General features: G+C 70.9%; 19 protein-coding genes. 14 read left to right on the forward strand and 5 right to left on the reverse strand.

What is annotated here, in order from left to right; translation table 11 throughout:
• Nucleotides 1-115: 115 nt before the first annotated feature.
• The 3 genes from ACZ6C6_RS16705 to ACZ6C6_RS16715 form a co-directional block, all read right to left on the reverse strand.
• Nucleotides 116-850 (reverse strand): DUF3152 domain-containing protein, encoded by a 735-nt coding sequence (locus ACZ6C6_RS16705; RefSeq protein WP_469203999.1) that lies wholly within the window; start codon nucleotides 848-850, stop codon nucleotides 116-118.
• Nucleotides 851-962: 112 nt separating this feature from the next.
• Nucleotides 963-1,850 (reverse strand): hypothetical protein, encoded by an 888-nt coding sequence (locus ACZ6C6_RS16710; RefSeq protein WP_469203399.1) that lies wholly within the window; start codon nucleotides 1,848-1,850, stop codon nucleotides 963-965.
• Nucleotides 1,851-1,861: 11 nt separating this feature from the next.
• Nucleotides 1,862-2,371: a SigE family RNA polymerase sigma factor gene (locus tag ACZ6C6_RS16715; RefSeq protein WP_469203401.1), complete on the reverse strand. Its 510-nt coding sequence runs from the start codon at nucleotides 2,369-2,371 to the stop codon at nucleotides 1,862-1,864.
• Between the two features lie 145 nt (nucleotides 2,372-2,516).
• Between ACZ6C6_RS16715 and ACZ6C6_RS16720 the strand changes: the two genes are divergently transcribed.
• Both ACZ6C6_RS16720 and ACZ6C6_RS16725 read left to right on the forward strand, forming a co-directional pair.
• Nucleotides 2,517-3,209, forward strand: coding sequence for a demethylmenaquinone methyltransferase (locus ACZ6C6_RS16720; protein WP_469203403.1), 693 nt, complete (start codon nucleotides 2,517-2,519; stop codon nucleotides 3,207-3,209).
• A gap of 171 nt (nucleotides 3,210-3,380) precedes the next feature.
• Nucleotides 3,381-5,780 (forward strand): zinc ribbon domain-containing protein, encoded by a 2,400-nt coding sequence (locus tag ACZ6C6_RS16725; RefSeq protein WP_469203405.1) that lies wholly within the window; start codon nucleotides 3,381-3,383, stop codon nucleotides 5,778-5,780.
• A 4-nt stretch (nucleotides 5,781-5,784) separates the two neighbouring features.
• On the opposite strand, the gene ACZ6C6_RS16730 is transcribed toward ACZ6C6_RS16725, so the two are convergent.
• A complete protein-coding gene (locus ACZ6C6_RS16730) occupies nucleotides 5,785-6,303 on the reverse strand; it encodes a GNAT family N-acetyltransferase (RefSeq protein ID WP_469203407.1) in 519 nt (172 codons plus the stop codon).
• A gap of 97 nt (nucleotides 6,304-6,400) precedes the next feature.
• Here ACZ6C6_RS16730 and ACZ6C6_RS16735 point away from each other — a divergent pair, with 97 nt between their 5' ends.
• The gene (locus tag ACZ6C6_RS16735; RefSeq protein ID WP_469203410.1) at nucleotides 6,401-7,684 is read left to right on the forward strand and encodes a geranylgeranyl reductase family protein; all 1,284 of its coding nucleotides are present in this window, start codon (nucleotides 6,401-6,403) and stop codon (nucleotides 7,682-7,684) included.
• A gap of 108 nt (nucleotides 7,685-7,792) precedes the next feature.
• Here the strand turns inward: ACZ6C6_RS16735 and ACZ6C6_RS16740 are convergent, their stop codons facing one another.
• Nucleotides 7,793-8,626 (reverse strand): C40 family peptidase, encoded by an 834-nt coding sequence (locus ACZ6C6_RS16740; protein ID WP_469203414.1) that lies wholly within the window; start codon nucleotides 8,624-8,626, stop codon nucleotides 7,793-7,795.
• 768 nt (nucleotides 8,627-9,394) lie between these two features.
• Between ACZ6C6_RS16740 and ACZ6C6_RS16745 the strand changes: the two genes are divergently transcribed.
• Genes ACZ6C6_RS16745 through nuoK form a run of 11 tightly spaced genes read left to right on the forward strand, consistent with a single transcriptional unit; the run spans nucleotide 9,395 to nucleotide 20,280 of the window.
• A complete protein-coding gene (locus ACZ6C6_RS16745) occupies nucleotides 9,395-9,754 on the forward strand; it encodes an NADH-quinone oxidoreductase subunit A (RefSeq protein ID WP_003992243.1) in 360 nt (119 codons plus the stop codon).
• An 18-nt stretch (nucleotides 9,755-9,772) separates the two neighbouring features.
• On the forward strand, nucleotides 9,773-10,327 hold the full coding sequence (locus ACZ6C6_RS16750; RefSeq protein WP_073964532.1) for a NuoB/complex I 20 kDa subunit family protein: 555 nt from the start codon (nucleotides 9,773-9,775) through the stop codon (nucleotides 10,325-10,327).
• Complete coding sequence (locus tag ACZ6C6_RS16755; RefSeq protein ID WP_469203417.1) at nucleotides 10,324-11,034, forward strand: NADH-quinone oxidoreductase subunit C; 711 nt, start codon at nucleotides 10,324-10,326, stop codon at nucleotides 11,032-11,034. Before ACZ6C6_RS16750 ends, ACZ6C6_RS16755 begins: the two co-directional genes overlap by 4 nt.
• Nucleotides 11,034-12,356: an NADH-quinone oxidoreductase subunit D gene (locus ACZ6C6_RS16760; RefSeq protein WP_469203419.1), complete on the forward strand. Its 1,323-nt coding sequence runs from the start codon at nucleotides 11,034-11,036 to the stop codon at nucleotides 12,354-12,356. The genes ACZ6C6_RS16755 and ACZ6C6_RS16760 overlap by 1 nt, the downstream gene beginning before the upstream one ends.
• A 29-nt stretch (nucleotides 12,357-12,385) precedes the next feature.
• Complete coding sequence (gene nuoE, locus ACZ6C6_RS16765) at nucleotides 12,386-13,201, forward strand: NADH-quinone oxidoreductase subunit NuoE (protein WP_469204001.1); 816 nt, start codon at nucleotides 12,386-12,388, stop codon at nucleotides 13,199-13,201.
• Nucleotides 13,198-14,565: an NADH-quinone oxidoreductase subunit NuoF gene (nuoF, locus tag ACZ6C6_RS16770; protein WP_469203421.1), complete on the forward strand. Its 1,368-nt coding sequence runs from the start codon at nucleotides 13,198-13,200 to the stop codon at nucleotides 14,563-14,565. The genes nuoE and nuoF overlap by 4 nt, the downstream gene beginning before the upstream one ends.
• A complete protein-coding gene (locus tag ACZ6C6_RS16775) occupies nucleotides 14,562-17,069 on the forward strand; it encodes an NADH-quinone oxidoreductase subunit G (RefSeq protein ID WP_469203423.1) in 2,508 nt (835 codons plus the stop codon). Before nuoF ends, ACZ6C6_RS16775 begins: the two co-directional genes overlap by 4 nt.
• Nucleotides 17,066-18,469: an NADH-quinone oxidoreductase subunit NuoH gene (gene nuoH, locus ACZ6C6_RS16780; protein ID WP_469203425.1), complete on the forward strand. Its 1,404-nt coding sequence runs from the start codon at nucleotides 17,066-17,068 to the stop codon at nucleotides 18,467-18,469. The genes ACZ6C6_RS16775 and nuoH overlap by 4 nt, the downstream gene beginning before the upstream one ends.
• Nucleotides 18,462-19,160 (forward strand): NADH-quinone oxidoreductase subunit NuoI, encoded by a 699-nt coding sequence (gene nuoI, locus ACZ6C6_RS16785; protein WP_469203427.1) that lies wholly within the window; start codon nucleotides 18,462-18,464, stop codon nucleotides 19,158-19,160. Before nuoH ends, nuoI begins: the two co-directional genes overlap by 8 nt.
• Entirely contained in the window at nucleotides 19,157-19,984 is an 828-nt protein-coding gene (locus ACZ6C6_RS16790; protein WP_469203428.1) for an NADH-quinone oxidoreductase subunit J, read from the forward strand. Before nuoI ends, ACZ6C6_RS16790 begins: the two co-directional genes overlap by 4 nt.
• Nucleotides 19,981-20,280, forward strand: a complete 300-nt coding sequence (nuoK, locus tag ACZ6C6_RS16795) for an NADH-quinone oxidoreductase subunit NuoK (protein WP_018101339.1) — start codon at nucleotides 19,981-19,983, stop codon at nucleotides 20,278-20,280. The genes ACZ6C6_RS16790 and nuoK overlap by 4 nt, the downstream gene beginning before the upstream one ends.
• The last annotated feature ends 3 nt before the right edge of the window (nucleotides 20,281-20,283 follow it).

Consider the following 20,283-nt stretch of genomic DNA (forward strand, 5'->3'; position numbering starts at 1 on the left):
CATCCGAAACCCTCCCCAGCGTTCGACGTTCGTCCCCCGCTGTAGGACCGGTGATCGGGGCAATTGGTTCAGTCCACATCCATATGAGCTCGCGGAGAGGGCGCTTGGAGAATCGTTACGGCACCGAGGGGCCGCCCAGGTATGCCCCGTTTTCGGCGTACGGCCAGGCGTTGGCGACGCAGCCCTTGAGCCCGTAGATCTGCTGCATCATCGCGGGGGCGGGGCGGCCCGCGCCGGGGCAGGTCTCGTGGCCGTGGCCGAGCCAGTGGCCGACCTCGTGGTTGATGATCAGGGCCCGGTAGTCGTTCAGCGGGCCGTCGAACTCGGGCGAACCCGTCTGCCAGCGCTTCAGGTTGACCATCACCTTCTCGCCGATCCGGCAGTTGACCTCGCCGTGCGTGTTCATCCCGCCCTGTCCGCAGATCCGGTCCGTGGTGCCCGCCGTCGCGATGCGGACGACCAGCCCGGCCGGGCCGGAGGACACCCGGTGGAACGTGCGCTTCCCGCCCTGCCCCCAGCCGCGCGGCGCGGCGAGGATGTCCGCGATCCGGCCCGCCGCCTCCTCCGGATCGACGCCGGTGCCGTCCTCGACCTCGACGCGGTACGCGTACTGCCCGGAGGACGACGCGTCGGCGCGGGCGGTCGTGAAGGTGCCGGGGCCGGAGGCCGGGATGCGTACCTGGGTGGGGCTGGGCTTCACGGAGGGCGACCGGGACGGCTTCGGGCTCCGGCTGGGTTTCGCGGAGGGCGTGCGGGAGGGCGTGGGGGACGCGGCGACGGGCGAGGGCTTGGGTGCGGCCGCCGCCGGAGCCTCGTCACCGCCCGCCCAGCGGGGCGCGAGGACCACCACGACGCCGATCAGCGCCGCCGGTACGGCGACGGCGGCGAGTATCCGTACGCGGCTGCGCCGCGCCCGTCGCGCGCGTCTGCGCCCGCCGCCGCCGTGCCGCCCCCGCCTGCTTTCAGCCCCCACGTACAGACCCCTCCCTGGCTTCCATCGGACGTGCGTCCGCGTAAGCGACCATTTCGATGAACTGCGCGTCCCGGGCGACGGCCAGCAGGTCGTCAGCCGTGACCGGCGCCGACACCATCGCGTCGGCGTCGCCCCCCACGGTGAGCGTGACGCGGCTGTGCCCGTACACGAAGCGCACAGTGACCCCGGTGATCGTCTTGCCCCCCTCGGCGTTCCCGGCCGCCGTGATCGCCTGGGCCATGATGCCCCCTGGCAGTGACACCTCGTCGCACCGGAGGCCCTTCGCCGCGATATCGAGGCAGGCCCGATCGGCCCGGGCCGCCTTGCCCGTGGCCAGCGGGCGTACGGAGAACGTGATGGGGAAGACCGGGCCGTCCGTGTCGCCCTGGTACCGGTTGACGGCGATGTCGACCGGACGGATCGGGGCGAGGGCCTTGGGCAGCAGCGTTTCCAGCACCCCCGCCGCCTCGTTCTGGAAGACCCGCTGCCGCGAGAACTCGTCCTCCGGCAGGTCCGCCATGGAGGACTCGCCGGGGCTCGGCTCGATGTGCACGGGGGGCCGGACCGGCACGGCCGTGGGCCCGGGGACCGGCGAGGTCCGCGAGGCCGCCGACCACTGGCGTACCGGCTCCCCGTCCCCGCCCCACACCGGCAGCGCGGCGCCCAGGACGCCCAGGCCGACGATCGCGGTCGCCGTCGCCCCGATCGCGGCGCGGGCCCGGGCCCGGCGGCGGCGGCCCCGGACCAGGGCGCCGGGGACCAGATCGGGCAGCGGCGGCGCCCCGTCGGTGACCCGCTCCATGGCGGTCCGGACCAGCAGCTCGTCGTCGTCGCGGCCGGGCTCGTCGCCCGGAGCGGGGTCCATGAACACGTACACGGCGTGACTCCTCAGCCTCGGGCGGTGTAGAGGTGCGCGTCGCCCAGGCGGGCGCGCAGCGTGGCCAGCGAGCGCGAGCACTGGCTCTTGACGGTGGACGGGCTGCACCGCAGCAGTTCGGCGACGGTCTCCACGCTCAGGTCCTCCCAGTAGCGCAGGACGACCATCGCCCGGGCGCGGGGCGGCAGTTCGGCGAGGACCGCGAGCAGCGTCACCGTGAGCTCGGGGCCCACCGCCGGGGCGGGCGCGGCGATCGGCGTGTGGGCGAGGAGGTCGCGCAGACGGCGGCGGCGCTCGGCGATGTAGGTGCGGGTGAGCACGGTCCGGGCGTAGGCGTCCGGGTGGTCGGCGGCGCGCACCCGGTGCCAGTGCTGGAACAGCTTGGCCAGCGTCGTCTGGGTCAGGTCACGCGCGGCGTCGGCGTCCCCGCAGAGCAGATACGCGGTGCGGTAGAGCCGGTGCTGACCGGCGCGGGCGAATTCCTCGAAGCCGTCGGCACCCCGGCTGGCTCCCGTGAACATCTGCCCCCTTTCCTGTTCTTCCCGGTTCTCTGCGGAGGTCTCTCCGTGACTACTGAGTGCTGTCGGGCGGAAAAGGTTGAAGCCGGGTTTTCGCCGGGGGCGTCCGCCGCGAACCGGCGCGGGGCGGGCTGCTTGAATGGGGTGCGTGACCCGAGCATCCCTGGACAAGCAGCCGCACGAAGTCGCCTCTATGTTCGACGGCGTGGCGGCGAACTACGACCTGACCAACGACGTGCTCTCGCTCGGCCAGGACCGGGTGTGGCGCAAGGCCGTCGCCAAGGCGGTGAACGCGCGGCCCGCCGAGAAGGTCCTCGACCTGGCAGCCGGTACGGCGACGTCCTCGCTGCCGTTCGCCGCGACCGGGGCGTACGTCGTGCCGTGTGACTTCTCCATCGGCATGCTCCGCGAGGGCAAGAAGCGCCACGCCTGGCTGCCCTTCACCGCCGGGGACGCCACGAAACTCCCCTTCCGCGACGAGACCTTCGACGCGGTGACCATCTCCTTCGGCCTGCGCAACGTCCAGGACACGGACGCGGCCCTGCGCGAGCTGTACCGCGTCACCAAGCCGGGCGGCCGGGTCGTCATCTGCGAGTTCTCCCAGCCCGTCCGGACCCCGTTCCGCACGGTCTACATGGAATACCTGATGCGCGCCCTGCCCCCGGTCGCCCGCGCGGTCTCCTCCAACCCCGACGCCTACGTCTACCTCGCCGAATCCATCCGCGCCTGGCCCGACCAGCCCGGCCTGGCGAAGAAGCTCCAGCAGGCGGGCTGGTCCCGGGTCGCCTGGCGCAACCTCACGGGCGGCGTGGTGGCCCTGCACCGGGGCGTGCGCGACTGACGTCTCCGGCGGGCCCCGGGCGGGACGCGCGGACCGCGCGAAAGCGGTTGCGGGCATTCCGAGTTGACGGGAACCGGTGGACGGGGAAGATGTGTCCGTTGATACGGCACGCGTCTTCCCCGTTTCCGTGTGTCACCGTCTCGCCCGTCCCCGGACCGCTGCGGAGCTCTCATGCCCTCGTACTGCCCCTTCTGTGGAACCCAGGCGCCCGACGAGGCGCGTTTCTGCATGAAGTGCGGGCGGGAGCGCCCCGCCGCGCCCGCCGCGCCTCCGCAGCCCGCCGCCCCGCCGCCGCCCACCGGGGCGCCGGGCGTCGAACCGCCCGCGGTGCCCGCCTACATGACGCGGCCCGCCGCGCCGCCGCCCGGATACGCGCCGGTGCCGACCGGGCCCTCGCCCGCCGGGATCTTCTTCGGGCGGGTGATGCGCGGGGACTGGGCGGGCTCGCTGAAGGCGGCCGTCTGGCCGACCGGGCTGATCATCGGGCTCGCCGTGGCGCTCGCCATCCCCGACTACGGACAGGGGGACGACGTCGTCGTCGGGTGGAGCGACCGGCTCCGGATCGCGCTCGCGATGCTGCTCCAGGCATTCGGCGGCGGCTTCGAGGTCCAGGCCGTCCTGCCGGGCGGCGGCGGATACGGGGGCGCTTCGCCGTACGGGGACACGTACAGCGACTTCGATCCGGGCGGGCAGAGCCAGACGACGCTCTCGCTGATCCCGCTCACCGTCACCGTGCTGTGGATCGGCGCCCTCGTCCTCGGCGCCCGGGCCGTCCGCAGGCAGGGCGGCGGCCTCGACGCGGCGGTCCGGATCAGCGTCGTGGCCGCAGCCGCGGTCCTGGTCCTCGGGCTCTACGCCCAGCCCGAGATCGAGGGCTACTCGCTCCACTCCTCACCGGTCCTGGCGGCCCTCGGCGCCCTCGGCATCGCGCTCGTCACCACCTGCGCCGTCCTGCAACGCGACGTCGCGGCCGCGTGGCTGGCCCAGCGGCCGGGCGCGCAGAGCTTCGTACGCGCCGCCGGGACCGCCGTCCGCGCGCTCGGTGCCGTCCTCCTGCTCTGCGGCCTGATCGGCTACATCACGTACGCCACCCTGGACGACGTCAACGGCACCGCCCTGCTGATGGCCCTGCCGCTGCTGCCCAACATCGCGCTGATGGTGCTCTCGGTGAGCTGGGGCGGCTCCGTCGAGTACGACGCGCGGGGGCAGGCGGACATCATCGGCTCCGGTATGGACCACGGCTCGTTCGGCCTCGGTGAGCTGAGCGACGCGGCCAACGACTGGGCGCTCGTCGGTGCGCTCGCCGCCGGACTCGTCTGCGCGCTCATCGTCGGGCTGCTCGCCGGGCGCCGCTCCGCCGACCGGCGCGAACAGGTCACCTCCGGCGGCCTGTTCCTGCTCGGCTTCCTCGCGCTGACCGCGATGAGCGGCCTGTCCGCCGAGTTCTCCGGCAACGTCGCCGACATCGGCGGCTCGGGCACCCTGGACGTCTCGCCCAGCGTCGCCGACGCGCTGCTGTTCGGGCTGCTGTGGGTCGGCGGCGCGGTGCTCGTCGCGCCGTACCTCGCGCGGATGACGGGCGGCGGTGGCCCGGGCGGCGGCTCCCCGGCGTACCCCGCCCCGCCGAGCCCGTACGGCCCGCCGAACCAGGGCCCGCACATCCCGGGCCCCTACACCCCGGCCCCGGGCCCCTACACGCCCGTACCCGGCCAGGGCCCGGCGCCCGGCCCGTACACCCCGAAGCCGGGCCAGGGCCCGCACACCCCGCCCGCGCAGTCCGCGGCCGCCGGGACCGGCGCGCCCGACGCCGAGCCGCCCACCAGCACCCTGCACGCCCCGTACGTCCCCGCCCCGGCCGCCGCGCAGCCGCCCCCGCCCCGGCGCCGGCGGGCCGTCCTCGTCTGGGGGGCCACGCTCACCGCCGCGCTCGTCCTCGGCGGCGGGGTCACCGCGGGCGCCCTCGCCCTGATGGACCGCCACGAGGACCCGGGCACCTCGGAGAACGGCAAGCGCGGGAAGAGCGACCGGGCGACGCCCGCCCAGGACCGGACGAGCGAGGCGCCCTCCGAGACCCCCGCCGTGGAGGCGACCGCCTCCACCGACCCGGCGGAGCCCGTCCTCCCGGACGGCTACAGCGTCGTCGCCGACACCGCGGGCTTCGCGCTCGCCCTGCCGGACGACTGGGAGCGCCAGGGCGAGGAGAACCACCAGGTCACCTACGCCGCGTCCCCGGGCGACACCCGCCTGCTGAAGGTCGGGGTCATCGCGGACGCCCCCTACACCTCGTACGAGAACTTCAAGGCCCTGGAGAAGACCGCCACCGCCAACCAGCGGAACTACCAGCAGGTCCAGCTGTCGGCCAACACCTTCCAGGGCCGTCCGGGCGCCCGGTGGGAGTACACCTACGAGGACAAGAGCGGTCGGCCGGTCCACGCGATCGACCAGAGCTACATCGCCGAGGACGGCACCGAATACGCCATCTACGTCACCGAGCGGGACGTGGACTGGGCCGGTGCCCGCGAGGTCTTCGACACCGCCCTGTCCACCTGGATGCTCAACGACGTCGACTGACGGCTCACAGCTCCAGCCGGAAGACCCGCACCTCCTGGCCCGGCCGCGGCGTCGTGAAGGTCTCGGCCGGTGCCATGCCGAGGCGCAGGGCCACCGCCGCGGACCGCTCGTTGAGCACGTCGACCGCCGCCACCACCCGCTCCACCCCCGCCGCGCGCAGCCGGTCCAGTGTGAGGCGCGCGGCGGCCGTCGCGTAACCCAGCCCCCAGGCCGGCCGGGCCAGCCGCCAGCCGATCTCGGTCTCGCCCACCGGTCCGTAGGCGGTCGGCCCCCACGGCTGCGCGCCCGTGAAGCCGATGACCCGCCCCTCCCCGTCGAGCACGGTCCACAGGCAGTAGCCGAGTTCGGCGTCGTGTCTGCGCTGACGCGCGGTCCACTCCTCGTACATGGACAGCTCCTCGGACCGCCCGCCGAAGAACCGCATCACCTCCGGGTCGTCGAAGGCCCGGTGCCAGGCGACGGCGTCCTCGTCGGTCGGGACACGCAGCTGTACGACGGGCGGAGCGGCAGGCGCGATTGACATGAGGCAGCCCTTCGGAGGGTTGGTCGGCAGGCACCCATAGACTGCCTTGGACCTGTGCCGCGCGGCACGCGAATTCGAGTCTTCGGGAGAACCGACCGTGGCCGAACCCCTGTCCGAACACAGCGCGGACGTCATCGTCGTCGGTGCGGGCCCTGCCGGCTCCACGACCGCGTACTACCTGGCCAAGGCCGGACTCGACGTCCTCCTCCTGGAGAAGACCGCGTTCCCGCGCGAGAAGGTCTGCGGCGACGGCCTCACCCCGCGCGCCACCAAGCAGCTCGTGGCCATGGGCATCGACATCTCCGAAGAGGCGGGCTGGCTGCGGAACAAGGGCCTCCGCATCATCGGCGGCGGCGTCCGGCTCCAGCTGGACTGGCCGGATCTGGCCTCCTACCCGGACTACGGACTCGTCCGGAAGCGCGACGACTTCGACGAGCAGCTGGCCCGGAACGCGCAGAAGGCCGGCGCCCGGCTGTACGAGCGGTGCAACGTCGGCGCCCCGATCACCGATGAGCGCACCGGCCGGATCACCGGGGTGCACGCGAAGCTCGGCGAGGAGAAGACCCCGGTCACCTTCCACGCCCCGCTCGTCGTCGCCGCCGACGGCAACTCGACCCGGCTCTCCCTCGCGATGGGCCTGCACCGCCGCGAGGACCGCCCGATGGGCGTCGCCGTGCGGACCTACTTCACCTCGCCCCGGCACGACGACGACTACCTGGAGTCCTGGCTGGAGCTGTGGGACCGGCGCGGGCCCCAGGAGAAGCTGCTGCCCGGCTACGGCTGGATCTTCGGCATGGGCGACGGCACCTCCAACGTCGGCCTCGGCATCCTCAACTCCTCGTCCGCCTTCAAGGAGCTGGACTGGCGCGAGGTCCTGAAGGCGTGGTGCGCCTCCATGCCGGAGGACTGGGGCTACACCCCGGAGAACATGACGATGCCCATCCGGGGCGCCGCCCTGCCGATGGCCTTCAACCGCCAGCCGCACTACACCAAGGGCCTGCTGCTCGTCGGTGACGCGGGCGGCATGGTCAACCCGTTCAACGGCGAGGGCATCGCGTACGCCATGGAGTCGGGCCAGATCGCGGCCGACGTCATCGTGCAGGCGCACGCCCGAGCGACCCCCGCGCAGCGGGAACTGGCGCTGAACAACTACCCGAAGGTGCTCAAGGAGACCTACGGCGGCTACTACACGATGGGCCGCGCCTTCGTGAAGCTGATCGGCAACCCGAAGGTCATGAAGGTCGCGACCCAGCGCGGCCTGACGCACCCGCTGCTGATGAAGTTCACGCTGAAGATGCTCGCCAACCTCACCGACCCGGCGGGCGGCGACGCGATGGACCGCATCATCAACGGCCTGGCGAAGGTGGCGCCGCGCTCGTAGCGCCCGTTCACAAACGACGGAGCCGTCACTCCCGAGCGGGGGAGTGACGGCTCCGTCGTGTGCTTGACGTGCGGATCACGCTTGTGAATCCGTGAACGCGATGGGGTCCTAGAGGACGCGGACCGCGCCGGTCGGCATGTCGTAGTCCAGCGGGCGCTGCACCACACCGGTGGAGGAGTTCTGCGCACCGACGAACTGGCCGCCGCCCACGTAGATCCCGACGTGGTACGCGCTGCCCGCGCTGCCCCAGTACAGGATGTCGCCGGGCTGGAGGTTGCTCAGCGAGACCTGGGTGCCGGCGGTGGACTGGCTCTGCGAGACGCGCGGCAGGTCGACGCCCACGGTGCGGAACGCGGCCTGGACCAGGCCCGAGCAGTCCCACGAGTTGGGGCCGGTGCCGCCGGACACGTACGCGTCGCCGACCTGCGCCTGGGCGAACGCGACGACGGAGGCCGCGGAGCCGGTGGCGTTGGAGGAGTACGAGGTCGTGGCGGCGCTGGTGGAGCCGGACGACGAGGAGCCGGTGGTCTTCTGGAGCGTGGTGCGCGCGGCGTCGCGGGAGGCGCGCTCGGCGGCCTCCGCCTTGGCCTTGGCGGCCGCCTCGGCCTTCTTCTTGGCCTCGGCCTTGCGGACGGCCTCGGCCTTGGCCTTCTTGGCGTCCTTGGCGGCGCTGCTGGCCGCCGCGTCCTCCTGCGCCTGCGTCTCCAGGTCCAGGGCGACCTGCTGCGTCGCCTCGGCGGAGGCGGCGACGGTGGTGGAGAGTCCCGCCGTGATGGTGGGCATCTCGATCGTCTGGGTCACCGGTTCGGCCTGGGCCGGGCCCGCGGCACCCGCGACCGCGATGGTGCTGAGGACGCCACCGGCAACTCCGGCACGCAGCGCCGTCGTCGAGGCGTTCCGGCGGGGCTTCCGGTGGCTGGGTATGAGAGCGGTGTGGGACATGGGTACTAGCGCTATCAGGGCGCCCGGGGTCCCATCAAGAAACGTGTGTTGCGACACAGTTACGTCCGGAATCTGTGAATCCGCTTTCTGGCGGCCCTTATTGACGCCGTAACGGGCAAATCGGGCAGTCGCGATCATGGCTGTGATCATGGGTTTTCTGTAATACGCCCGAATTGCCCCTCGCTTACCACTCGTTCACACTGTTGGCCAAGCCCGCTTCTGTAACGGCTGATGTGGAGTGACGCAGCTCACAGTATGGTCTTGCTGTGACGGGCATACGAGGGTCCGGCGCGGAAAGCGACGGTTTCCGCGTCCACTTCGTTCCGTGTGAACCCTCGCGCGAGTGACCCCGGCCCGGACCCGCTTCCGGTCACCCCATTCGGTCATCCGGCCCTCGCGGCCCCCAGAGTGGGGCAGATCCCTTTATCACCCCATCGCGTCCATCGCCAATTTTGCGCGCAGCGCCGGGGCTTGATAGTGCGGCACCCCTTTGACCAGCGAGAACGGCAGTAGATGTCACCTCTCGTGATCACTCGGCCGCTTCGTGTACGAAGATCACCGCTCATCCGACTTCATGATCGTTCGTCAGGTGGCGGAGATCACAAAGACGTTGGTGACCCCCGTGTCGCAGATCACAGGACGGCGGGCATAGGATGCGGGGCAGTCGGGCTTGTGAACTGCCTCACATGTGCACGATCTTGGTGAGGCGGGGAGCCGGTTCGCCCGATGCGGTCCAACGGTCAAGGACGACTGGAAGGAGCGAGGAGCGTGAATGCCTACGCGCCCATCCTCGTGCTCGGCGCCCTCGGGGCAGGGTTTGCGATCTTCTCCGTGGTCATGGCCACGCTTATCGGCCCCAAGCGGTACAACCGGGCAAAGCTCGAAGCGTACGAGTGCGGTATCGAACCGACACCCACGCCGGCCGGAGGCGGCCGCTTTCCCATCAAGTACTACCTGACGGCGATGCTCTTCATCGTCTTCGACATCGAGATCGTCTTCCTCTATCCCTGGGCGGTCACCTTCGACGCCCTGGGGATCTTCGGGCTCGTGGAGATGCTGCTCTTCGTGCTCACCGTCTTCGTCGCCTACGCGTATGTGTGGCGGCGCGGCGGTCTGGAATGGGACTGAGGGGCTGAGGGGCACACCATGGGACTCGAAGAGAAGCTGCCGAGCGGCTTCGTTCTGACCACCGTCGAGCAGGCGGCCGGCTGGGTGCGGAAGTCCTCCGTCTTCCCGGCGACCTTCGGCCTCGCCTGTTGCGCCATCGAGATGATGACCACCGGGGCGGGCCGTTACGACCTGGCCCGTTTCGGCATGGAGGTCTTCCGCGGTTCGCCGCGGCAGGCGGACCTGATGATCGTGGCCGGGCGGGTGAGCCAGAAGATGGCGCCCGTCCTGCGGCAGGTCTACGACCAGATGCCGAACCCCAAGTGGGTCATCTCCATGGGGGTTTGCGCATCGTCGGGCGGAATGTTCAACAATTACGCCATTGTTCAGGGTGTCGATCACATTGTCCCGGTTGATATTTATTTGCCGGGCTGCCCGCCGCGGCCCGAGATGCTGATGGACGCGATCCTCAAGCTGCACCAGAAGATCCAGGGCTCCAAGCTCGGGGTCAACGCCGAGGAAGCCGCGCGCGAGGCGGAGGAAGCGGCGCTCAACGCCCTGCCCCTCATCGAGATGAAGGGGCTCCTGCGATGAGCGACGAGCACAACGGCTCCGCCGTCCCGGCCCCGCGCGACGAGCACGGCGAGGTCATCGGCGTACGGAAGGGCATGTTCGGCGCCAACAACGGCGGCGACACCTCCGGCTACGGCGGCCTCGTCCGTACGGTCGCCCTCCCCGGCGCCTCCTCCCGCCCCTACGGCGGCTGGTTCGACGAAGTCGCCGACGAGCTCGAAGGCGCCCTGGAGGAGCAGGACCTCCTCCCGGAGAACGCCATCGAGAAGACGGTGGTCGACCGGAACGAGCTCACCTTCCACATCGCCCGCGAGCACCTGGTCACCGTCGCCAGGACCCTGCGCGACGACCCGGCGCTCCGCTTCGAGCTGTGCACCGGCGTCAGCGGCGTCCACTTCCCCGGCGACAAGGGCCGCGAGCTGCACGCGGTCTACCACCTGCGCTCGATCACGCACGGCCGGCTGATCCGCCTTGAGGTCTCCACGCCGGACGACGACCGGCACCTGCCCTCGCTGGTCCCGGTCTACCCGACCAACGACTGGCACGAGCGCGAGGCGTACGACTTCTTCGGGCTCGTCTTCGACGGGCACCCCGCCCTCACCCGGATCATGATGCCGGACGACTGGCAGGGCTTCCCGCAGCGCAAGGACTACCCGCTCGGCGGCATCGCCGTCGAGTACAAGGGCGCCCAGATCCCGGCTCCGGACCAGCGGAGGTCGTACTCCTGATGACCACTCCCCACGCGACGCCCCGCGCCACCACCGAGGGGACCGTATATACGGTCACCGGCGGCGACTGGGACGAGATCGTCGAGAACGCCGCCGCCTCCGACGACGAGCGCATCATCGTCAACATGGGCCCGCAGCACCCGTCCACGCACGGCGTGCTCCGGCTCATCCTGGAGATCGACGGCGAGACCGTCACCGAGGCCCGCTGCGGCATCGGCTACCTCCACACCGGAATCGAGAAGAACCTCGAATTCCGCAGCTGGACGCAGGGCACCACCTTCGTCACGCGCATGGACTACCTGACGCCGTTCTTCAACGAGACGGCCTACTGCCTCGGCGTCGAGAAGCTGCTCGGCATCGAGGACCAGATCCCCGACCGGGCCACCGTCCTGCGCGTGCTCCTGATGGAGCTCAACCGGCTCTCCTCGCACCTGGTGTGCATCGCCACCGGCGGCATGGAGCTCGGCGCCACCACGATCATGATCTACGGCTTCCGCGACCGGGAGCTGGTGCTCGACCTCTTCGAGCTGATCACCGGGCTCCGCATGAACCACGCGTTCATCCGCCCCGGCGGCCTCGCCCAGGACCTGCCCCCGGGCGCGGTCGACCAGCTGCGCGAGTTCGTGAAGACCATGAAGAAGAACCTGCCGGAGTACGACGCGCTCGCCACCGGCAACCCCATCTTCAAGGCCCGCATGCGGGACGTCGGCTACCTCGACCTCACCGGCTGCATGGCCCTCGGAGCCACCGGCCCGATCCTGCGCTCGGCGGGCCTCCCGCACGACCTGCGCAAGACCGACCCGTACTGCGGCTACGAGACCTACGACTTCGAGGTCCCCACCGCCGACAGCTGCGACGCCTACGGCCGCTTCCTCATCCGCCTGGAGGAGATGCGCCAGTCGCTGCGGATCATCGAGCAGTGCATCGACCGGCTCGAACCCGGACCGGTCATGGTCGCCGACAAGAAGATCGCCTGGCCCGCGCAGCTCGCGCTCGGCCCGGACGGCCTGGGCAACTCGCTGGACCACATCAAGAAGATCATGGGCACCTCCATGGAGGCCCTGATCCACCACTTCAAGCTGGTGACCGAGGGCTTCCGGGTCCCCGTCGGACAGGCGTACACCGCCGTCGAGTCGCCCAAGGGCGAGCTCGGCGTGCACGTCGTCTCGGACGGCGGGACCCGCCCCTACCGGGTCCACTTCCGGGACCCGTCCTTCACCAACCTCCAGGCCATGGCGGCGATGTGCGAGGGCGGCCAGGTCGCCGACGTCATCGTCGCCGTCGCATCCATCGACCCCGTGATGGGAGGCGTCGACCGGTGACCGAAGCACGTCAGGAAGTCAGTCTGGGGATGCCGCAGCTCCCCGCCCCCGCCTACCCGGCCGAGGTGCGCGCCAGGCTCGAAGCGGATGCGAAGGAGGTGATCGCCCGCTACCCCGGCAGCCGCTCCGCGCTGCTGCCGCTGCTGCACCTCGTGCAGTCCGAGGAGGGGTACGTCTCGCGTACGGGCATGGCCTTCTGCGCCGAGATGCTCGACCTCACCACCGCCGAGGTCACCGCGGTCGCCACCTTCTACACGATGTACCGGCGCAGGCCCAGCGGCGACTACCAGGTCGGCGTCTGCACCAACACGCTCTGCGCGGTGATGGGCGGCGACGCGATCTTCGACCGGCTCAAGGAGCATCTCGGCGTCGGCAACGACGAGACGACCGAGGACGGCAAGGTCACCCTCGAACACATCGAGTGCAACGCCGCCTGCGACTTCGCGCCCGTCGTGATGGTCAACTGGGAGTTCTTCGACAACCAGACGCCGGAGAGCGCCACCCAGCTGGTGGACGACCTCATCGCCGGCCGCACCGTCGAGCCCACCCGCGGCGCGCCCCTGTGCACGTACAAGGAGACCGCGCGCATCCTCGCCGGCTTCCCCGACGAGCGCCCCGGCGCCGTCGCGGCCACCGGCGGCGCCGGCCACGCCTCGCTCATCGGCCTCAAGCTGGCCAAGGGCGAGGCCGCACCGCAGGCCCGCGTCATCAGCCCGCGCGGCGAGGCGCCCAGCGACCAGCCGCAGAAGGGCGCCGAGCACCTCAGCTCGCATGACGCGCCGCAGCAGACCTCGGCATCCGACCCGGACCACCCGGCAGGACCCGCGGCCGAGGAGGGGGAGTGATGACGTTGGCCACCGAGATCGATCAGAACGGGACCAGCCCCGAGAAGCTGCTCGCGCCCGTCCTGTCCGCGTTCTGGGACCAGCCGGAGTCCTGGACCCTGGACACCTACCGCCGCCACGAGGGCTACGAGGGACTGCGCAAGGCCCTCACCATGTCCCCGGACGACCTCATCGCGTACGTCAAGGACTCCGGTCTGCGCGGACGCGGCGGCGCCGGCTTCCCCACCGGGATGAAGTGGCAGTTCATCCCGCAGGGCGACGGCAAGCCTCACTATCTCGTCGTCAACGCCGACGAGTCGGAGCCGGGGACCTGCAAGGACATCCCGCTCCTCTTCGCCAACCCGCACAGCCTCATCGAGGGCATCGTGATCGCCTGTTACGCGATCCGGTCGTCGCACGCGTTCATCTACTTGCGCGGTGAGGTCGTCCCCGTGCTGCGACGGTTGCACGAGGCCGTCCGGGAGGCGTACGAGGCGGGCTACCTGGGGACGAACATCCTGGGCTCGGGGCTCGATCTGGAACTCACGGTGCACGCGGGCGCCGGTGCGTACATCTGTGGTGAGGAAACCGCGCTGCTCGACTCTCTCGAAGGACGGCGCGGCCAGCCCCGGCTGCGACCCCCCTTCCCCGCGGTCGCCGGTCTGTACGCCTGCCCCACTGTGGTGAACAACGTCGAGTCCATCGCCTCGGTTCCCGCGATCCTGAACAAGGGCAAGGACTGGTTCAAGTCGATGGGCAGCGAGAAGTCCCCGGGCTTCACGCTCTACTCGCTCAGCGGCCATGTCGCGGGCCCCGGCCAGTACGAGGCGCCGCTCGGCATCACGCTGCGCCAGCTCCTCGACATGAGCGGCGGCATGCGCCCCGGCCACCGCCTCAAGTTCTGGACCCCCGGCGGCTCCTCCACGCCGATGTTCACCGACGAACACCTCGACGTGCCCCTCGACTACGAGGGCGTCGGCGCGGCCGGGTCCATGCTCGGCACCAAGGCGCTCCAGTGCTTCGACGAGACGACCTGCGTGGTGCGGGCCGTCACCCGCTGGACCGAGTTCTACGCGCACGAGTCCTGCGGCAAGTGCACCCCCTGCCGCGAGGGCACCTACTGGCTCGTCCAGCTGCTCCGGGACATCGAGGCCGGCAAGGGCCGGATGTCCGACCTCGACAAGCTCAACGACATCGCCGACAACATCAACGGCAAGTCGTTCTGCGCCCTCGGCGACGGCGCCGCCTCGCCGATCTTCTCCTCGCTGAAGTACTTCCGCGAGGAGTACGAGCAGCACATCACCGGCAAGGGCTGCCCCTTCGATCCCGCCAAGTCGACCCTCTGGGCCGACGACAAGAACGCTCACCAGGGGGTGAACGCATGACAGTCACCACGAGTGCGCCCTCCGGGGGCGGCGAAGCGGCGATCCCGCCCGAGGACCTGGTCACGCTGACCATCGACGGCATCGAGATCAGCGTGCCCAAGGGCACCCTGGTCATCCGCGCCGCCGAACTCCTCGGCATCGAGATCCCCCGGTTCTGCGACCACCCCCTCCTCGACCCGGCCGGCGCCTGCCGCCAGTGCATCGTCGAGGTCGAGGGCCAGCGCAAGCCGATGGCGTCCTGCACCATCACCTGTACCGACGGCATGGTCGTCAAGTCGCAGATCACCTCGCCCGTCGCCGACAAGGCGCAGCGCGGTGTGATGGAGCTGCTGCTCATCAACCACCCGCTGGACTGCCCGGTCTGCGACAAGGGCGGCGAGTGCCCGCTCCAGAACCAGGCGATGTCGCACGGCGACCCGGACTCCCGGTTCGACGGCAGGAAGCGGACGTACGAGAAGCCCGTCCCGATCTCCACCCAGGTGCTGCTGGACCGTGAGCGCTGCGTGCTCTGCGCGCGCTGCACCCGCTTCTCCAACCAGGTCGCGGGCGACCCGATGATCGAGCTGATCGAGCGCGGCGCGCTCCAGCAGGTCGGCATCGGCGAGGGCGACCCGTTCCAGTCGTACTTCTCCGGGAACACCATCCAGATCTGCCCGGTCGGGGCGCTGACCTCGGCGGCGTACCGATTCCGCTCCCGCCCCTTCGACCTGGTGTCGACGCCCTCCGTGTGCGAGCACTGCGCCGGCGGCTGCGCCACCCGCACCGACCACCGGCGCGGCAAGGTCATGCGCCGCCTCGCGGCCAACGACCCCGAGGTCAACGAGGAATGGCTGTGCGACAAGGGCCGCTTCGGCTTCCGCTACGCCCAGCAGCGCGACCGGCTCACCACCCCGCTCGTCCGGGGCGAGTCCGGTGAGCTGGAACCGGCGAGCTGGCCCGAGGCCCTGGCGGCGGCGGCCGAGGGGCTGTCCGCCGCGCGCGGCCGGACCGGCGTCCTCACCGGCGGCCGGCTGACCGTCGAGGACGCGTACGCGTACAGCAAGTTCGCGCGGATCGCCCTGGACACCAACGACATCGACTTCCGGGCCCGGGTCCACAGCGACGAGGAGGCCGACTTCCTGGCCTCGCGCGTCGCCGGGCGCGGCAAGGACCTGGACGGCAGCGGGGTCACGTACACCGCGCTGGAGAAGGCGCCGACCGTGCTGCTGGTCGGGTTCGAGTCGGAGGAGGAGGCCCCCGGGGTCTTCCTGCGGCTGCGCAAGGCCCACCGCAAGAGCGGCCAGCGCACCTTCTCCGTCGCCTCGCACGCCACCCGGGGCCTGGCGAAGGCGGGCGGCGTACTGCTTCCCGCCGCGCCCGGCACCGAGACCGAGTGGCTGGACGCCATCGCGGGCGGTGTCGGCCTGGAGGGCGAAGGCGCCGCCGCGGCCGAGGCGCTGCGCGGTGAGGGCGCGCTGATCGTGGTCGGCGAGCGGCTGGCCGGGGTGCCCGGCGGGCTGACCGCCGCGGTCCGGGCCGCGACCGCGACCGGGGCCCGGCTGGTGTGGATCCCGCGCCGGGCGGGCGAACGCGGCGCGGTGGAGGCGGGCGCGCTCCCGTCGCTGCTGCCCGGCGGCCGCCCGGCCACCGACCCGCGCGCCCGGGACGAGGTCGCCGCCGTGTGGGGCGTCGCCGAACTCCCGTCCCGCTTCGGCCGCGACACCGGCCAGATCATCGAGGCCGCGGCCTCCGGTGAGCTGGGCGCGCTGGTCGTCGCCGGGGTGGGCACCGAGGACCTGCCGGACCCGGCGCGGGCCCTGGAGGCCCTGGACCGGGTCGGCTTCCTGGTCTCCTTCGAGCTCCGCCCGAGCGAGGTCACCGACCGCGCCGACGTGGTGTTCCCGGTGGCCGCGGTCGCCGAGAAGTCCGGGACCTTCCTCAACTGGGAGGGCCGGGCGCGGATGTTCGAGGCCGCGCTGAAGCCCGACCAGATGACGCGGAACCTCGCCCCGGGCGACGCCCGCGTCCTGCACATGCTGGCCGACGCCATGGACGTGCACTTCGCGCTGCCGGACCTGAAGGCCGCCCGCCGCGAGCTGGACCGCCTCGGCGGCTGGCAGGGCGGGTACGCGGACGACCCCCGCGTCTCCGCCCAGCCGCTGCCCCGGCCCGGCGACGGCGAGGCGATCCTCGCCGGCCACCGCATGCTGCTCGACCTGGGCCGCCTCCAGGAGGGCGACACCGCGCTCGCCGGGACCCGGCACGAGGCGGTGGCCCGGCTGTCGGCCGCCACGGCCGCGGAGAGCGGGGTCAAGGACGGCGACCTGCTGGCGGTGTCCGGCCCGGCCGGCAGCGTCGAACTCCCGCTCCGGGTCACCGACATGCCGGACCGCGTGGTCTGGGTGCCGCTGAACTCGGCCGGGCGGGGCGTGCCGGCCACGACCGGGGCCCGCCCCGGCGGCCTGGTCCGGATCGGCCCCGCCGCTGCCGGTACTCCCGACGTCACACCGGAGGTGCGGGCGTGACCGCCTTCGCTCAACTGGCCGCGGCACCGCACGGTGCGGTGCTCGCCGCCGAGGACCTGTCGATGTTCGGCAACGACCCCTGGTGGCTCGTCGTCATCAAGGCCGTCTTCTGCTTCGCGTTCCTGATGGTGACCGTGCTCTTCTCCATCGTGTGGGAGCGCAAGGTCGTCGCCTGGATGCAGCTGCGCATCGGCCCCAACCGGCACGGCCCCTGGGGCATGCTCCAGTCGCTCGCCGACGGCATCAAGCTGATGCTGAAGGAAGACGTCATCGTCAAGCGCGCGGACAAGGTCGTCTACGTCCTCGCCCCGATCGTCGCCGCGATCCCCGCGTTCATGGCCATCGCGGTGATCCCGTTCGGGCCCTCGGACAACGAGGTCTCGATCTTCGGGCACCGTACGGCGATGCAGCTCACCGACCTGCCGATCGCGATGCTGTACATCCTCGCGGTCGCCTCGGTCGGCATCTACGGCATCGTGCTGGCCGGCTGGTCGTCCGGGTCGACGTACCCGCTGCTCGGCGGGCTCCGGTCCTGCGCGCAGATGATCTCGTACGAGATCGCGATGGGCGCCGCGTTCGCCTCGGTGTTCCTCTACTCCGGGTCGATGTCGACATCGAAGATCGTGGAGGCGCAGCAGGACCGCTGGTTCATCATCCTGCTGCCGGTCTCCTTCATCATCTACATCGTCACGATGGTCGGCGAGACCAACCGGGCCCCGTTCGACATGCCGGAGTCCGAGGGCGACCTCGTCGGCGGTTTCAACACCGAGTACTCGTCCATCAAGTTCGCGATGTTCATGCTGGCCGAGTACGTCAACATGGTCACCGTCTCCGCCGTCTCCACGACCCTGTTCCTGGGCGGCTGGCGGGCCCCGTGGCCGATCAGCACCTTCTGGGAGGGTGCGAACCACGGCTGGTGGCCGATGCTCTGGTTCGTCCTCAAGGTCCAGCTGCTGCTGTTCTTCTTCATCTGGCTGCGCGGCACGCTGCCCCGCGTCCGCTACGACCAGCTGATGAAGCTCGGCTGGAAGGTCCTGATCCCGGTCTCCGTCGTCTGGCTGATGCTGGTCGCGACCGTACGGGCGCTGCGCAACGAGGGCTACGACTTCTCCAGGATCCTGCTCTACGTGGCCGGTGCCGTGATCGCGGTGCTGCTGATCTCCTTCGTCGCCGACATCTTCCGCGACAAGAAGGAGAAGGCCGCCGCCGAACAGGCCGGCCCCGAGCCGGCGTTCGACCCGATGGCGGGCGGATTCCCGGTGCCACCGCTGCCCGGGCAGACCCTGCCGCCCGTGCCGAGGCGCAGGCCGCGCCGCGAGCGGGAGCTCGTTGTCAGTGGCGGCGTGGATACTCAGAGTGACGGAAATCCGAGTGACGGAAAGGAGGCCGACGGTGCCTGAACTGCCAGATCTGCCGGGGTCCAAGAGGCCGGCGAAGTCCACCGGGCCGACGGGGTCGACGGCGTCCTCGCAGCCCTCCCCGAACTCGGAGGACAAGTTCCTCAACCCGGTGGCCGGCTTCGGCGTGACCTTCAAGGCCATGTTCAAGAAGCGGCTCACCGAGCAGTATCCGGAGACGCCGAAGGTGACGGCGCCCCGCTTCCACGGCCGCCACCAGCTCAACCGCCATCCGGACGGGCTGGAGAAGTGCGTCGGCTGCGAGCTGTGCGCCTGGGCCTGTCCCGCCGACGCGATCTACGTGGAGGGCGCGGACAACACCCCCGAGGAGCGCTACTCCCCGGGCGAGCGCTACGGCCGCGTATACCAGATCAACTACGCGCGCTGCATCCTCTGCGGACTGTGCATCGAGGCGTGCCCGACCCGGGCGCTCACGATGACCAACGAGTTCGAGCTCGCCAACACCACCCGCGAAAGCCTCATCTACACCAAGGACGAGCTGCTCGCGGGCCTGGAGGAAGGCATGGTCGACAGCCCGCACGCGATCTTCCCCGGCATGGACGAACAGGACTACTACCGGGGTCTGGTGACCGAGGCCGCCCCCGGTACGGAGCGCCAGCTCGCCGTCTCCAAGGGCGAGAAGCCGTCCGACGAGGACCGGAGCAACGGCGCGGCTCAGGAGGTGGACGCATGACCGGCCTGGCCGCAGCGGCCTCGCAGACCTCGACCGGCGAGGCGTTCCAGTTCTGGGTGCTCGGCACGGTCGCCGTGATCGGCGCCCTGTCCACCGTGCTCATGAAGAAGGCCGTGCACAGCGCGCTGAGCCTCGCCGGGACGATGATCATCCTCGCGGTGTTCTACCTCGCCAACGGCGCGTACTTCCTCGGCATCGTCCAGATCGTCGTCTACACCGGCGCGATCATGATGCTGTTCCTCTTCGTGGTCATGCTCGTCGGCGTCACGGCGGCGGACTCGCTGAAGGAGACCATCAAGGGCCAGCGCTGGCTGGCCGCCGGATGCGGCATCGGCTTCGGCGTCCTGCTGATCGCCGGTATCGGCAACGCCTCGCTCAAGAGCTTCAACGGCCTGGGCACCGCCAACACCGCGCACGGCGGAAACGTGGAGGGGCTCGCCAGCCTCATCTTCACCAAGTACGTCTTCGCCTTCGAGATCACCGGCGCCCTGCTGATCACCGCGACGGTCGGCGCGATGGTGCTCACGCACCGCGAGCGCACCGAACGGGCGAAGACCCAGCGGGAGATGTCCGAGGACCGCGTGCGGAGCAACCACCTCCCGCCGCTGCCCGCCCCCGGCGTCTACGCCCGGCACAACGCGGTGGACATCGCGGGCCTGCTCCCCGACGGCACCCCGTCCGAGCTGACCGTCATGAGCACGCTGCGCAAGCGCGGCCAGATGCGTGACGTGTCCCAGGAATCACTGGCCGGCCTCAAGGCACTGGAGCAGCGCTCCGGTGAGCGGCTGGGCCGGGACACCGAAGAAGAGGAGGTCGCCAAGTGAATCCGGTCAACTACCTCTATCTCGCCGCCCTGCTGTTCACCATCGGCGCGGCCGGGGTCCTGATCCGGCGGAACGCGATCGTGGTGTTCATGTGCGTCGAGCTGATGCTCAACGCCTGCAACCTCGCGTTCGTGACCTTCTCCCGGATGCACGGCAATCTCGACGGCCAGATCATCGCCTTCTTCACGATGGTCGTCGCCGCCGCGGAGGTCGTGGTCGGGCTCGCGATCATCGTGTCGCTGTTCCGTTCCCGCCACTCGGCCTCGGTCGATGACGCCAGCCTGATGAAGCTGTAAGGG

It is taken from the genome of Streptomyces sp. NPDC041814 (assembly GCF_055590565.1).

Excerpts from the sequence above, each read along its gene's own strand:
- ACZ6C6_RS16725 (WP_469203405.1), top strand. The coding sequence starts at position 3,381 with ATGCCCTCGTACTGCCCCTTCTGTGGAACCCAGGCGCCCGACGAGGCG.
- ACZ6C6_RS16775 (WP_469203423.1), top strand. The coding sequence starts at position 14,562 with ATGACAGTCACCACGAGTGCGCCCTCCGGGGGCGGCGAAGCGGCGATC.
- ACZ6C6_RS16740 (WP_469203414.1), bottom strand. The coding sequence starts at position 8,626 with ATGTCCCACACCGCTCTCATACCCAGCCACCGGAAGCCCCGCCGGAAC.
- nuoE (WP_469204001.1), top strand. The coding sequence starts at position 12,386 with ATGCCGCAGCTCCCCGCCCCCGCCTACCCGGCCGAGGTGCGCGCCAGG.
- ACZ6C6_RS16715 (WP_469203401.1), bottom strand. The coding sequence starts at position 2,371 with ATGTTCACGGGAGCCAGCCGGGGTGCCGACGGCTTCGAGGAATTCGCC.
- ACZ6C6_RS16730 (WP_469203407.1), bottom strand. The coding sequence starts at position 6,303 with ATGTCAATCGCGCCTGCCGCTCCGCCCGTCGTACAGCTGCGTGTCCCG.
- ACZ6C6_RS16790 (WP_469203428.1), top strand. The coding sequence starts at position 19,157 with ATGACCGGCCTGGCCGCAGCGGCCTCGCAGACCTCGACCGGCGAGGCG.
- ACZ6C6_RS16750 (WP_073964532.1), top strand. The coding sequence starts at position 9,773 with ATGGGACTCGAAGAGAAGCTGCCGAGCGGCTTCGTTCTGACCACCGTC.
- ACZ6C6_RS16760 (WP_469203419.1), top strand. The coding sequence starts at position 11,034 with ATGACCACTCCCCACGCGACGCCCCGCGCCACCACCGAGGGGACCGTA.
- ACZ6C6_RS16755 (WP_469203417.1), top strand. The coding sequence starts at position 10,324 with ATGAGCGACGAGCACAACGGCTCCGCCGTCCCGGCCCCGCGCGACGAG.